A 13,620-nucleotide genomic window follows, 5' to 3' on the forward strand; every position below is an offset into this window, starting at 1 on the left:
TTACAGCTTACTTCACTTCTACAGCCCCAATAGGTAGTACAGTTTTACCGTAAACTTCGTTTAAAACACCCGCTATGCCAGTATATATGGCCGATGCACCACAAATGATACCCTCGTAGCCAGCAAGGTGTTTAATACCGGCATCGCCGCTTGCATCACCCCACACTAATAAAGCAAACAGGATGGTTAATGAGCCGAATACGAATTGCAAAGCACGGTTTAAACGTAGGGTTCCAAAAAAAAGGCAAAAAGTGAAAAATCCCCAGATGCTCAGGTAGGCGATCATAGATCCGTTACTTGCCGGTTCCATCCATCCTAATTTAGGCATTACAATTAAGGCAACCAGCGATAGCCAGAAAAAGCCGTAAGAGGTAAAGGCGGTTAAGCCAAAAGTGTTGTTTTTTTTAGCTTCAATTACCCCGGCTATTACCTGGGCGGTACCGCCGTAAAATATACCCATAGCTAATATCATGGAGCTAATTTCGGTAAAACCGGCGTTGTGAATGTTGAGCAGAACGGTGGTCATGCCAAAGGCACACAGGCCAAGCGGTGCCGGATTGGCAATGCCATCCTTAACCACCACAGGTGTAGTTGGAATCATATTTTATTATAATTTATAATTGGTTAGTGCATGCAAGATAAACTATTCAATATCAATCTACAAATAAATGACAAACTGCTAAATACTTAACGCGTAATTTGCAATATGGCACAGCAACTGGTACTACTCAGGCATGGCGAAAGTATTTGGAATAAGGAAAATCGTTTTACCGGCTGGACAGATGTCGACCTCTCTGCAGAGGGGGTTAGGCAAGCCAAACATGCCGGTGAACTGCTTAAAAATCATGGTTTTACCTTCGATGTTGGCTTTACATCCGTGCTTAAACGCTCCATAAAAACGCTGCATATAGTACTGGAAGAACTGGATATGCTATGGATACCGGTTCAAAAATCATGGCGGCTGAACGAACGTTTTTACGGTGCTTTGCAAGGTTTAAACAAGCAGGAGACGATTAACCAATATGGCGAGGAGCAGGTACATAAGTGGCGCCGCGACCCTAAAGAACATCCGCCGGCTATAACCGAGGACGACAAACGTTTCCCCGGGCATTACCTGCGTTATGACGATCTGACCTACCGTGAACTGCCGCTTACCGAAAACCTGAGCGAAACCATGATCCGCGCTTTACCCTTTTGGCATGAGTGTATTGTGCCCGCCCTGCGCAAAAATCAGAAAGTAATTATTTGTGCTCATGGTAATAGTTTACGTGCCCTGGTACAATACATCGATAATTTAACCGACGAAGAGGTTGCAAAATTGGATATACCTACGGCCACACCCTGGATCTACGAACTGGATGACCGGCTGAACCAGATCAGACATTATTATTTGGAATGATAGTGAGCGGTTAATTAAACAGTGGTGTATAGTTAAGTTATAATTACCCACCATTGGAGGTATAAAAAAGTACCCCAAATTAAGTTTGTAACTTGTAATGAACAGGTGTATTCCTTATTAGGTTTACCTGCTGGATCATAGGCCGTGGCAAAAAGCCCGACATTAATGCAAAAAAAATTAACTTGATATGAACACTAAAAACCAAGCTTAAAAGTTTTTTAAACCCTGGCTGTATAACAATATCACTAATAATAGTAATGATGCTTAAAAACTAATTCAACAAAATAAGGTAAAGGCGGTTAGTAGGTGTAATATACAAACAGCTTTTATACTATGATATCTTCAAATAACCCATTTAACAAAAAACACTTAAAACAGGGCATGGCTATGCTGATTATAACAGCGGCCTCTTTTACTGCTTGTAAACCAGGCGGTGGCAGCACTACCACAACCGATAGCACTGCAGCGGTAACCCAAACTACCGATACCCTTACCGGCGGTACGCCAAATAGCCTTAAACCAACCGGGCCAAAGCCGGTTTGGGCACCCAGCATTAAGCCGCAAATGCAGGCCGTACTCGAAAAACTGGCCAGCTACCATGATAAGCCTATACCGCAGCTAAATGCAGCAGAAGCGCGTAAAAACCATACTCCTAACGATGCCGTAATGGCAATTATGAAAGAAAATAATATTGCTGTGCCGGTATTAAAGGTTGATACTATGGGTAAAGATATACCGGTTACCGGTGGACATATTCGTCTGCGTATTTATACCCCGCAAGGCAGCGAAGGTCCTTTTCCGGTAATTGTATATTATCATGGTGGTGGTTTTGTAATTGCCGATCTGGATGTGTACGATGCATCGGCGAAAAGCCTGGCCGACCAAGTGGGTGCCGTGGTAGTATCGGTAGCTTACCGAATGGCCCCGGAAATGAAATTCCCGACCGCGCATAACGATTCGTTTGAAGCATACCAGTGGGTGGTGAAAAATGCAGCATCCATTAAAGGCGATCCTAAAATGATAGCCGTAGCTGGAGAAAGTGCCGGTGGTAATTTGGCCGCAAACATGGCTATTATGGCACGCGATAAAGGCATAATGGCGCCCAAACACGTTTTAAGCGTTTATCCAATTGCCAGTGCTGATATGTTTAGTCCATCATACAACAAGTATATTGACGCTAAACCTTTAGATAAGGCCATGATGATGTGGTTCGCTAAAATTTATACTAATAATTTGGCTGAAGTAAAAGACCCGCGTTTAAATTTGCTGGCCGCCAATTTAAAGGGTTTGCCACCGTTCACTATTATTAATGCCGAATTGGATCCGTTGCAAAGCGATGGTGAAATGCTGGCCACTAAGCTTAAAGCCGCCGGTGTAATAGTTAACCACAAACTATACAATGGTGTAACACATGAGTTTTTTGGTATGGGTGCCATAGTGCCGGATGCTAAAGATGCTATGGATTATGCTGCAAGCCAGTTGAAAAGTGCGTTTAAAAAGTAACGGCCAATCCCGCAAAAAAATAAGTTACATTTAAAGCCTCTGACCATTATATAATGGCAGGGCTTTTTTTCATATTAGGTAAATATTACACATAATTATTATTACGGCAAAACAATTACCAATGGTTTGCTATTTAACAAACATCTATTTACATAAAACATTTTACCCATGAAAAAATTAAATTTATTGATGCTTAGTGCACTGGTAATGACACTAAGCAGTTGCGATGCTATTGCGGGGATTTTTAAAGCTGGTGCTGTTGTTGGCATTATTGCGGTTGTAATCGTAATTGGTTTGATCTTATGGATCTTATCTATGTTCAGAGGCCGGTCTTAAAGTATTGATTTTTAGTATTAAATATAAAAGCTAAACAAATTTTGTTTTAAGCCGTTTTTATGAAAAACAATACATATCTATGGAACATTCAGAAAAAGCAGTAGAGGTACTAAACGACCTGATAAAAATTCATAACGACCGCATAGCTGGTTATGAGCGTGCTACTATCGAAACAGAAAATACTGATTTAAAGTCGCTTTTTACCAATTTTATAGGCAATAGCCACCAATTTAAACTGGCTTTGGCTACAGAAGTACAAACTTATGCTAAAGACATTGAAAACACCACCTCGAGTAGTGGCGATCTGCACCGTGCCTGGATCAATGTAAAAGCCTTTTTCACGGGTCATAGCTCCAAAAGTGTGTTAGAAGAATGTGAGTTTGGCGAAGACGCTACTCAAAAAGCCTATAAATCGGCTTTGGAAGAAGAGCACTTACCGGCCTATATTAAAGAAATATTAATTGAACAGCAAGTCACCTTAAAAACGGTACATGACCAGGTTAAGGCCTTGCGTGATGCTGAAAGACTGGAGTCTTAAAGTTGCAGTAAAACAATATTTTGAAAGCATGCTGAGCATTATTCAGCATGCTTTTTTGTGATATATAAGCTACTAACAAAGGCTTATTTGTATATTGGCACAAAAAACAACAAATAGCTTTTGTAGCTGTAAAACAATCACCAATAAGCGTATTAATGAAAAAATTAATTCTAATTATGATGCTTGCCGGCAGTGTTTCTGTAATGGAAGCCTGCAACAGTGGCAGCTCGAGTAAAGATGCCGTTGACTCGGTAAAAAATCCTAATCTGTACGAGGTTTCTAATAAAGATACTTCAAAAACAGTTACTACAACAGGCGGCGCCACTTTGCTGGATTATACAGCATCGGGTGGTGCAAAAATGCCTAAAGGAAAGCCAAGTGCCCGTACAACGATGAACGCGGCTCCGGTTGAGGCGGCACCGGTTGCGGCTGCAACGGATACGGCTAAGAAAGATACGGTTAAAAAATAGGGCCTTAATAAAAAAGCCTTCCCGGAAACCGGGAAGGCTTTTTTATTTGCTTGAAGCAGATATTACATTTTTGTAGTAGTATCCATAGCAGCACTGTCAACTTTCATTGTAGTATCCATAGCAGCGCTATCAACTTTCATTGTAGTGTCAACAGCAACTGAATCAGTAGCTGAATCGGCAGAAGAACCAGAACCAGAACCTTTGCAGGCTACAACAGATACAGAGATAGCTAAAGCTAAAAAGCCAAATTTAAATGCGTTTTTCATGTTAATTTCTTTTAATAAGTGATTAATAGTTTTCTTATTAATACTGGTAACCTTAAAAGGTAACCCTAAAATTAAAAATATTTTTAAAAAAGTTATTTACCACTGAAAAATCTATGATATTACTGCTTTTAAGTTATCGATTTTTCAACAAAGGTTTTAGGGTAACTCTTTTACCTACCGTATTAGCAGTTGCCTGTGCAGTATCTTTCAGGTAGTAGTGTTTGCTTGTTTATTTGTTAGGTATAAGCGGTGTATGTAGTTGATTGTACCCGATGAGGACGAATTGGTAGTTACCGAATGGTAGGCAGGTTTATTTATGCCACCATTACTGGGCTACCAACATGCCCGATGCGGTAAATAATACTAAAGCTATTTTTAAGATGGTTTAATCATAAGAAAGATATAATTAAAAAATTATTTTATGATACTATCAGTATTGGTGCTATCCAGCGTTTAAGGAAGGGTGTCAACAGTGATAGCATTATTGGTATGGGTACTGCTTATAGCAACCGAATTTAATTTACTGTTAGAGGTAAGCTTTGGTGCAATGTAAATACTGCAACTACTAATTAGAGTGACAATGTTTTTTAACAAATTTTTTATTTTGTTTGTGAATTTGTTTTTGTGTTAATGAGTTAAAAGGCAACCCATAACTTTATTTGCTTCAAATTTTTTTATGAATAATGGGTTACAATTTCGCATAAACGGTATTAAATAGTGAGTAAAGCGTTAAACAGTTCAGCACCAACAGATAGTGAAGTGGTTTTTGGGATCCTTAATGATTCGGAAAACATACTTAAAAGAGTGTATGTGGCCTATTTTCCGATGGTGTTGCAGCTTATTGTAAATAATAATGGTACTGCCGATGATGCCAAGGATATATACCAGGAAGCGATCATTGTTCTTTATAATAAGATCAAAAGTGGAAAATTTGAGCTAAGTAGTAAGCTCAAAACATTTTTATACTCGGTTTGCCGTAAGTTATGGCTCAAACGGTTAACCCAAATGAGCCGCTATGGCGGAGATATAAAAGATTTTGAAGACCACATGCCCATGGAGGAAGAAAGCGACATGCACGAAGGCCGTGAGTTGCAGTTTACCAAAATGGAAGGTGCCTTGAAATTATTAGGTGAGCCGTGTAAAACTATTATTGAGGATTTTTATATCCATAACCACTCTATGCAGGATATATGTGAGCGGTTTGGATATACCAATGCCGATAACGCTAAAACTCAGAAATATAAATGCCTGCAAAGGCTTAAAAAGCTGTTTTTCAGCAATGTTAACCCAAGCGAAAAAGATGAGTGAGTTACAACTAACCGAATTAATTGAGCGTTACCTTAACGGCGAACTTAGCGACGAGGAAAGAGAGCGTTTTGAAGCCCTGCGGCGTGAAAACGCCGCTGTAGAAAGTAAAGTAAGCGACCATGCACATTTTACCGGTTTGATAAAACAGTATGGCCAGCGTGTAGAGCTGGAAAAACGACTAAACGCTATCCATCAGGAGATAGATGTACACGCCCTTACCGAAGAGGTGATGATTCATCCTAACTGGGTAGTAAAAATGTGGCGTAACCACCATTCTAAAATATCGGTGGCGGCATCAATTGCCATATTTGCTATTTTGGGTACCCTATATTTAAGCGGTAATTTTAACCGTTCTACTTCAAATTTTACAGCACTTCGGCGCGAGATACAAAGCGTTAAGCGTACCACCGAAAGCCTGGAGCGTTCTAATAAAGCTTTATTACATGACATTAAAGCAGGTAAAAGGGTAATTTCACCAAGTAAATTCGGTGGATCGGGCTTTGCCCTTACTTCAAGCGGTTATATTGTTACCAACTACCATGTAATCAAAAATGCCGATTCTTTATATGTACAAAATGCAAGTGGCGACTCGTACCATGCCAGGCTCATTTATACCGAACCAGCTTATGACATTGCTATACTGAAAATAGACGACAGCACCTTTGCTGGTTTAGACAATATACCTTACACTTTTAAAAAATCAAAGAGTGACGTAGGAGAGGATGTATATACCTTAGGCTACCCGCGCGATGATTTCTATTATGGAAAAGGTTATCTGAGCTCTTCAACCGGCTATAACGGTGATACAACTGCATACCAGGTTTCACTGCCAGTGTATCCTGGTAACAGTGGCGGACCGCTGTTAGATAATAAGGGAAACATCATTGGGATTATCAGTGGCAAGCAATCACAAACCGAAAGCGCTGCATTTGCTGTTAAATCGTTTTATCTATTTAAAGCCGTGCAAAGTGTATCGGCCGATACCTCTGCCAATACCATCAGCTTAAAAAGTAAGAATTCATTAATGGGTTTAAGCCGCCAGCAGCAAATAAAAAAACTGGAGAACTATGTGTTCATGGTGAAGGTTTACAATTGATAGTAAGCTTAATCAAATATCATATAACAACAAACCTCTGATGATTATCATCAGGGGTTTGTTGTTTGATAGTAAACTGAAGTTTACTAACGGTCAACCTCGCCTAAAACAAAGTCTATAGAGCCTACAATGGCTATCAGGTCGGCTATCATTACGCCTTTTGATATTTCGGAAAGCACGTGCAAATTATTAAAGCTCGGGCCCCGCGCCTTAACACGGAAAGGTATTTCCGATTTACCATCGGTTATAAAGTAAAAGCCTAATTCGCCCTTTGAGCCTTCGCCGCGCATATAGTAATCTTGTGCCTTGGGTATTATTTTGCGTGGAAGCTTAGCCCTCGGGTCAAAATCGGGTGTGCGTTTTAACTCCTTTTGTAAACGATTTAAACATTGCTCAATTATTTTGAGCGATTCAGCAATTTCATCAACCCTAACCTTGTTTCTGTCCCAGCAATCGCCTTTGGTGCCCATTAATCCTTGTCCTACTGGTATTTCAAAATCAATTTCGGGGTAAACCGAGTAATGATCGATACGTCTCAAATCCCACTTTAAACCCGATGCGCGCAACATAGGTCCTGAGCAGCCATAGTTAATGGCTACATCTAAAGGCAAAATGCCCACATTAGCGGTACGGCTAATAAAGATCTGGTTATCGGTTAGCAGGCTATTCAGCTCCACCATTTTCGGCCTAAAGTAGTCTATAAACTCGCGGCAGCGTTCTTCAAAACCTACAGGTAGGTCAAAAAACAAGCCGCCTATCCAAATATAGTTATACAGCATGCGCGAACCCGATGCCCACTCCAGCATACCCATAATATGCTCACGATCGCGAAAACACCACAAAAAAGGCGTGAAGGCTCCTATATCAATGCCGTAAGTACCAATAGAAATAAGGTGTGAGGCAATACGGTTCAATTCACAAACCAGCACACGGATGTATTCCACACGTTTAGGTATTTCTTTATCTATACCCATCATACGTTCTACACCCATTACCCACACATGGCTGTTGTTCATAGAAGCCAGGTAGTCCATACGGTCGGTAAAGGGAATGGTTTGCTGATAGGTGAGCGATTCGGCATGCTTTTCAAAGCAGCGGTGCAGGTAGCCCGCATGCGGTATCACCTCTTTAACAATCTCGCCATCGGTAATCAACTCCAGCCGTAATACCCCATGGGTAGAGGGATGCTGCGGACCCATGTTCAACACCATATCCTGCGTAGCAGCTTCCGCTATCTTTTGATGATATTTTTGTAATGCTATATTAGTCATTATTTCGTCTTAATGCTCCCCCTTCAGGGGGTTGGGGGGCTAATCAATCTTAATACCCTTATAATATTCCGCTGCTTTATAATCTTTGCGCATAGGGTATCCTTCCCAATCATCTGGCAATAAAATACGCCTCAAATCGGGGTGACCTTCAAAAAAGATCCCCAGCAGGTCAAAAGTTTCGCGTTCATGCCAGTCGGCCGTGCGGTAAACAGATGAAATACTTGGAAATACAGGTAAATCTTCCATATCCCTTCCATGCTCTTTACTAATTTTTAAAGTAAGCTGCGTTTGATAGGGGATAGAGGCGAGGTGATAAACCACTCCGAATTTATTAGCGGTAATGCCATAATCCACACCCGTCAGGCATGACAAAAAATCGAAATAAGTTGCCGGGTTATTTCGTAGTTCCAGGCAAACATCGGCAATGCGGTTGGGGGCTATAAGCAGCGCTGGTTGTAAGCCAGCATTTTCTTCGCCAACCATCACATCGGCACCCAATCGCTCTGTAAGCAGTTGTTTAATATCTTCAAATATCATGGGGCAAGTCTTACCATTTTCCAGGTGCTTTTATCAACTTTTTTATACAAAATGCGGTCGTGTAATCGGTTGGAGCGGCCTTGCCAAAATTCAATACGTTCGGGCTTTAACATGTAACCACCCCAATAAGCTGGTTTAGGTATCTCTTTACCCTCAAATTCGGCTTCCAGTTGCTGCATTTTGGCTTCCAGCGCATCACGATTTTCAATTTCCTGGCTTTGAGGCGAAACCAAAGCACCTACCTGGCTACCGAATGGTCGCGAATGAAAGTACTGCTCAGACCGTTCCTTGCTCAGCTTTTCGAGTGTTCCTTCTATACGGACCTGGCGTTCCATACTACCCCAAAAAAACACCATTGCCGCATGCGGGTTTTTAGCAATTTCTTTACCTTTACGACTTAGGTAATTGGTGTAAAAAGCAAAGCCGTTATTATCAACTCCTTTTAGTAACACAATACGGGCCGATGGTCGTCCGTTAATAGTTGATGTAGCTAAGGTCATGGCATTGGGCTCGTGTACTTCGGCTTTTATAGCATCATTAAACCAGGTTTCAAACTGTTTTATGGGGTTGGGGCTTATCTGCGCTTCTATTAAAGAATTGGCATGATAATCTTGCCTCATGTTTTGTATATCTTTTGGATCCATTTGTGCAAACTTACTAATTGCTGCTATCATTTAACGGTCAATTACTTAAAATGAACATAATTCAACTCTTCCTGTTATCAAATAAATAAATTATTTATGCTAAGCTCAATTACCCCTGCTTCCGGTCGTTTACTTATCTCCGAACCTTTTATGAACGATCCTAATTTTAAGCGTTCGGTGATATTATTGGCAGAACATTCGGAAGAGGGCACACTCGGCTACGTGCTTAACCATTTGAGTGACTATAAACTGAGCGATGTATTGCCCGACTTAGCTTACTCGGAAATGCCGATTTATAAAGGCGGACCAGTGGCCACTAATACCCTGCACTTTATACACCGTTGTCCCGAAAAAATTGCTGGTGGCGTTGAAGTATGGGATGGCATTTACTGGGGTGGCAGCTTTGAGGCCATAAAGGAACTGATAGCCACATTTCAGATCACCGAAAATGAGATTAAGTTTTTTGCAGGATACTCGGGTTGGACACCAGGTCAGCTGGATGTTGAAATAGGGGAAGATACATGGATCGTAGCCAATACATTTAATCCTGAGATAGCCTTTACCCACGATGAGCAAAACCTTTGGCGTCAAGCAGTTATAGGTTTAGGCCAACGCTATGCGCACATTGCTAACTTTCCAGAGAATCCAACGCTCAATTAAACTTCATCAAGTCAAGTGTTAAGGTGTGTTAACCAACTGCAATAATAACGCAGCAGTTAACTTGGTCAAAATATATGCCTATTGATCATGATATATCGAATACTAAGTTCGATTTTCATATCACTACCTGGTAATATATTTATTGAATTATAATATTTAAATAATTGTGCTTTAATTGCAATCGATTGTAATTATCTGATATTTGATTATATTAGTTTTAAGTAAGGATTGAAGTTATGGTACTCACTTAAACTTTAAGGCCATTAAGATCTTTTATTAAATGAAACCAATTGTAAACCAAAATAGCTGTCATGAAAAATATATTATCACTGCTTTTATTATTAGCGGCTATTGCTATGATTGCCTCATGCATTGCAGTGAGCAATGGAAATAGTGCGTTTAACGGTCAACGTGATTCTGTTACGGGAATCCCGTCTTATTCCTATTTGCCCGTTAATCCTAAACTCCCTGATCCGTTCAAATTTTTAAATAATAAACGCGTGGCAACCAAAAAGCAATGGAAAGCCCGCAGAGCCGAAATAGCCACGTTAGCACAGGAGTTTGAATACGGTTATAAGCCCAATACACCTGCTACTGCTACAATAGGCACGTTCATCGCCAATGTTGTTACGGTAAACGTTACCTATAACGGCAAAACAATCTCATTTAACTGCACTATTACTTATCCAACCACCGGTAGCAAGCCTTATCCGGCTATGATAGGTATTGGCGCATCGAACCTTAATAATACAGCACTTCTTAATATGGGTGTTGCGGTTATCAATTTTCCTAATAACACTGTTGCCCAGCAAACTAACGGGGGTTCGCGTGGAAAAGGGCTGTTTTACGATATGTTTGGCAATGATCACTCTGCATCGGCTACCATGGCCTGGGCATGGGGGGTTAGCCGTTTAATTGACGCGCTTGAAAAAACTTCAGCCGCAGGTATCGACGCGTATAGGCTGGGTGTTACCGGTTGTTCCAGAAATGGAAAAGGCGCCTTGGTTGTTGGCGCGTTCGATGAAAGAATTAAATTGACTATTCCTCAAGAACCCGGAGCGGGTGGTGCAGCAAGCTGGCGTATTTCAAATGCTCAAAAAGCTGCGGGAAAAAATGTTCAAACCTTATCGCAAATTGTTACGGAGAATGTATGGTTCAGAGCTAATTTTTCCCAGTTTAGCAACGTGCCGATAAGCTACCATTTGATCAGCATAGTATATTGGCGTTGTGTGCACCGAGGGCTGTATTAGTTATTGAAAACACATCTGTCGATTGGTTAAGCCCCGTTAGTTCCTGGAATACGGCTAATGCTGCGCACAAGGTTTGGCAGGCCCTTGGGGTGCCCAACAGAATGGGATATTCGCAAATAGGTGGTCATAATCACTGTTCTTTTCCTAACGCACAATTACCTGAACTCACCGCTTATATTCAGAAATTTTTGATAGGCAAAGGCACTGAAAATACGTATATGATGAATACCGATGGCGGCTTTGCTTACGATGAAGCTACCTGGGTGGACTGGACAACTCCATCGCTAAGATAATACCATCCCAAAAAATAGGAATGCGCGTAACGGAGCAGTACTTTCTGAGCTATTATACACATCTATATTTGTTGAAATTTAAGTTTAATAAAACCCCGGATAGCTACTACCCATCATATCCTAAAGGATAACCCTCATTTTTCATGCTTTCGGCAGAATCTAACACCTTTTTTGCCAGTTCGGTTTTGTAATTGATGAGTGCTTGCGTTAATTGGTCATCGGCAGTTGATAGAATTTGCGCGGCCAGTAAACCTGCATTTTTAGCTGCGTTTAACGCTACCGTGGCTACCGGAATACCATTCGGCATTTGTAAAATAGACAGAACCGAATCCCAGCCATCAATAGAGTTGCTTGATTTGATAGGAACACCGATAACCGGTAAATGCGTTAACGATGCCACCATGCCAGGCAAATGGGCGGCACCACCGGCTCCGGCAATAACTACTTTTAAACCACGACCCGCTGCCGATTTAGCATAGTCGAACAATCTATCGGGCGTACGATGGGCCGATACTACGGTAATTTCATAATCAACGCCTAATTCCGTTAATACATCGGCGGCATCCTGCATAACGGGCAAATCAGATTTGCTGCCCATAATTATGCCTATTTTAATTTGGTTCATAATTAGTAGTAGTTAATGGTTGTTAATTAATAGTTCATTGCTTTATTGAAAAAAATATGGTCACTACTAACTGTTAACCACTAACCAAAGAACTGTTAACTAATTACTTTTAATGTTTCCTGTACATAACGCGCCCTTTCAATAGCTTTTTCACGGTCGGCATCTACAATGGTTACATGTCCCATTTTGCGGAAAGGCTTAGTAAGTGCCTTACCATAAAGGTGAATATAAACACCCGGAATTTTCAACACTTTTTCAATTCCCTGGTAAACCGCCGGACCTTCATAGCCGGCCTCACCCAATATATTGATCATAATGGCATTGCTCAGGCTGTTGGTATTACCCAGCGGCTGATTAAAAATGGCCCGGAGATGCTGCTCAAATTGAGATACCACATTACCTTCAATAGTTTGGTGGCCGCTGTTATGCGGGCGAGGGGCCAGTTCGTTAACCAGGATCTTTCCGTTTTTATCTAAAAACATTTCTACCGCTAATAAGCCTACAATTTTTAAACTCTCGGCTATCTTTTTAGCAATACCGGCGGCTTCCTGTTGTATCTCAAACGGCAGGGTAGAAGGTGATATTAAAAATTCCACCAGGTTGGCTTCCGAATTAAAATCCATTTCTACCATCGGGAAGGTGTCCATATCCCCTTTATCATTACGGGCAACAATTACGGCTATCTCTTTTTCAAAGTCCACCCAACGCTCAATAAGGCTGGGTTCGGTAAAGGCCTTTTGCAGGTAGCTTTCATTAACCACTTTATATACGCCCTTACCATCGTAGCCATCCCTGCGTAATTTTTGTATGTAAGGATAGGGCATATTGGTTTGTTGCAACTCATTTGCCGATGAAATGATTTGGAACGCTGCCGTTGGAATATCGTTTTCTTTGAAGAACTGTTTTTGCAAACCTTTGTCTTGTATAAGCCTGATGACGCGTGGCTGCGGATATACCACCACACCCTCTTTCTCTAATTGCTCTAAAGCATCAACATTAACTTTCTCAATTTCAATAGTTAAGAGATCAACCTTTTTGCCAAAGTTGTAAACGGTTTCATAATCGTTAAGCGAGCCAACTATAAATTCGTCGCATAATTTGCGGCAGGGTGCTTCGCGGTCGGGGTCAAGTACTTTTATTGTTACATTATAATTTATGGCCTGTTGTATAAGCATGCGTCCTAATTGTCCGCCTCCTAATATCCCGAGCCTTAAATCGCCATAAAATGCTTTCATATTTCGATATGCAATTTTAATTCAAATGTTTTAAAAAGCCTAAAGCAATTTAGGCTAAATTAGTTTAGAGGCTATCATAAATAGTAAATTTATTATCCTCAAACAATTATGAGAGATGTTTTGAACTTTTTTTGTACACGATTGCTTGCATGTTACTTTGATGGGTTTCGTTAACAATGAAAATTAAAG

General features: G+C 40.8%; 17 protein-coding genes and 1 pseudogene. 11 read left to right on the forward strand and 7 right to left on the reverse strand.

Annotated features, from left to right (window positions below; genetic code table 11):
- Positions 1–7: 7 nt before the first annotated feature.
- Positions 8–601: an acetate uptake transporter gene (locus ACFQ3S_RS07035; protein WP_377162713.1), complete on the reverse strand. Its 594-nt coding sequence runs from the start codon at positions 599–601 to the stop codon at positions 8–10.
- Positions 602–706: 105 nt separating this feature from the next.
- Between ACFQ3S_RS07035 and gpmA the strand changes: the two genes are divergently transcribed.
- The 5 genes from gpmA to ACFQ3S_RS07060 all read left to right on the forward strand — a co-directional run bounded on the left by gpmA (position 707) and on the right by ACFQ3S_RS07060 (position 4,246).
- Positions 707–1,399: a 2,3-diphosphoglycerate-dependent phosphoglycerate mutase gene (gene gpmA, locus ACFQ3S_RS07040; RefSeq protein WP_377162715.1), complete on the forward strand. Its 693-nt coding sequence runs from the start codon at positions 707–709 to the stop codon at positions 1,397–1,399.
- A 333-nt stretch (positions 1,400–1,732) separates the two neighbouring features.
- Positions 1,733–2,902 (forward strand): alpha/beta hydrolase, encoded by a 1,170-nt coding sequence (locus ACFQ3S_RS07045; RefSeq protein WP_377162717.1) that lies wholly within the window; start codon positions 1,733–1,735, stop codon positions 2,900–2,902.
- Positions 2,903–3,070: 168 nt separating this feature from the next.
- A complete protein-coding gene (locus ACFQ3S_RS07050; RefSeq protein WP_377162719.1) occupies positions 3,071–3,238 on the forward strand; it encodes a hypothetical protein in 168 nt (55 codons plus the stop codon).
- A 79-nt stretch (positions 3,239–3,317) separates the two neighbouring features.
- Positions 3,318–3,776, forward strand: a complete 459-nt coding sequence (locus ACFQ3S_RS07055; RefSeq protein ID WP_377162721.1) for a PA2169 family four-helix-bundle protein — start codon at positions 3,318–3,320, stop codon at positions 3,774–3,776.
- A 155-nt stretch (positions 3,777–3,931) separates the two neighbouring features.
- Positions 3,932–4,246, forward strand: coding sequence for a hypothetical protein (locus tag ACFQ3S_RS07060; RefSeq protein ID WP_377162723.1), 315 nt, complete (start codon positions 3,932–3,934; stop codon positions 4,244–4,246).
- 62 nt (positions 4,247–4,308) lie between these two features.
- On the opposite strand, the gene ACFQ3S_RS07065 is transcribed toward ACFQ3S_RS07060, so the two are convergent.
- A complete protein-coding gene (locus ACFQ3S_RS07065; RefSeq protein ID WP_377162725.1) occupies positions 4,309–4,512 on the reverse strand; it encodes a hypothetical protein in 204 nt (67 codons plus the stop codon).
- 717 nt (positions 4,513–5,229) lie between these two features.
- On the opposite strand from ACFQ3S_RS07065, the gene ACFQ3S_RS07070 reads away from it, so the two are divergent.
- On the forward strand, positions 5,230–5,820 hold the full coding sequence (locus tag ACFQ3S_RS07070) for an RNA polymerase sigma factor (RefSeq protein WP_377162727.1): 591 nt from the start codon (positions 5,230–5,232) through the stop codon (positions 5,818–5,820).
- Positions 5,813–6,916 (forward strand): trypsin-like peptidase domain-containing protein, encoded by a 1,104-nt coding sequence (locus ACFQ3S_RS07075; protein ID WP_377162729.1) that lies wholly within the window; start codon positions 5,813–5,815, stop codon positions 6,914–6,916. The genes ACFQ3S_RS07070 and ACFQ3S_RS07075 overlap by 8 nt, the downstream gene beginning before the upstream one ends.
- An 86-nt stretch (positions 6,917–7,002) precedes the next feature.
- Here ACFQ3S_RS07075 and ACFQ3S_RS07080 read toward each other — a convergent pair whose 3' ends face one another.
- The 3 genes from ACFQ3S_RS07080 to pdxH are packed head-to-tail and all read right to left on the reverse strand — an operon-like array spanning position 7,003 to position 9,398.
- Entirely contained in the window at positions 7,003–8,187 is a 1,185-nt protein-coding gene (locus ACFQ3S_RS07080; protein ID WP_377162731.1) for an NADH-quinone oxidoreductase subunit D, read from the reverse strand.
- A gap of 39 nt (positions 8,188–8,226) precedes the next feature.
- Positions 8,227–8,724 (reverse strand): NADH-quinone oxidoreductase subunit C, encoded by a 498-nt coding sequence (locus ACFQ3S_RS07085; protein WP_377162733.1) that lies wholly within the window; start codon positions 8,722–8,724, stop codon positions 8,227–8,229.
- Positions 8,721–9,398 carry a pyridoxamine 5'-phosphate oxidase gene (gene pdxH / locus ACFQ3S_RS07090; RefSeq protein WP_377162735.1) on the reverse strand — a complete coding sequence of 226 codons (678 nt, stop codon included), beginning with the start codon at positions 9,396–9,398 and terminating at the stop codon, positions 8,721–8,723. Before pdxH ends, ACFQ3S_RS07085 begins: the two co-directional genes overlap by 4 nt.
- 66 nt (positions 9,399–9,464) lie before the next feature.
- On the opposite strand from pdxH, the gene ACFQ3S_RS07095 reads away from it, so the two are divergent.
- The 4 genes and pseudogenes from ACFQ3S_RS07095 (at position 9,465) to ACFQ3S_RS07110 (ending at position 11,571) form a co-directional block, all read left to right on the forward strand.
- Positions 9,465–10,028: a YqgE/AlgH family protein gene (locus tag ACFQ3S_RS07095; RefSeq protein WP_377162737.1), complete on the forward strand. Its 564-nt coding sequence runs from the start codon at positions 9,465–9,467 to the stop codon at positions 10,026–10,028.
- Between the two features lie 311 nt (positions 10,029–10,339).
- Positions 10,340–11,278, forward strand: a complete 939-nt coding sequence (locus tag ACFQ3S_RS07100; RefSeq protein WP_377162739.1) for a glucuronyl esterase domain-containing protein — start codon at positions 10,340–10,342, stop codon at positions 11,276–11,278.
- Positions 11,254–11,307, forward strand: a pseudogene (locus ACFQ3S_RS07105) (hypothetical protein); the annotation flags it as partial. The gene ACFQ3S_RS07100 and the pseudogene ACFQ3S_RS07105, both read left to right, overlap by 25 nt.
- Before the next feature lie 72 nt (positions 11,308–11,379).
- Positions 11,380–11,571: a hypothetical protein gene (locus tag ACFQ3S_RS07110; RefSeq protein ID WP_377163133.1), complete on the forward strand. Its 192-nt coding sequence runs from the start codon at positions 11,380–11,382 to the stop codon at positions 11,569–11,571.
- A gap of 106 nt (positions 11,572–11,677) precedes the next feature.
- Here ACFQ3S_RS07110 and purE read toward each other — a convergent pair whose 3' ends face one another.
- Positions 11,678–12,196: a 5-(carboxyamino)imidazole ribonucleotide mutase gene (gene purE / locus ACFQ3S_RS07115; RefSeq protein WP_377162741.1), complete on the reverse strand. Its 519-nt coding sequence runs from the start codon at positions 12,194–12,196 to the stop codon at positions 11,678–11,680.
- A 95-nt stretch (positions 12,197–12,291) separates the two neighbouring features.
- The gene (locus ACFQ3S_RS07120; RefSeq protein ID WP_377162743.1) at positions 12,292–13,431 is read right to left on the reverse strand and encodes a 5-(carboxyamino)imidazole ribonucleotide synthase; all 1,140 of its coding nucleotides are present in this window, start codon (positions 13,429–13,431) and stop codon (positions 12,292–12,294) included.
- Positions 13,432–13,620 lie beyond the last annotated feature (189 nt).

Origin of the sequence: Mucilaginibacter terrae, from assembly GCF_042679325.1 — a bacterium.
Classification (GTDB): domain Bacteria; phylum Bacteroidota; class Bacteroidia; order Sphingobacteriales; family Sphingobacteriaceae; genus Mucilaginibacter; species Mucilaginibacter terrae.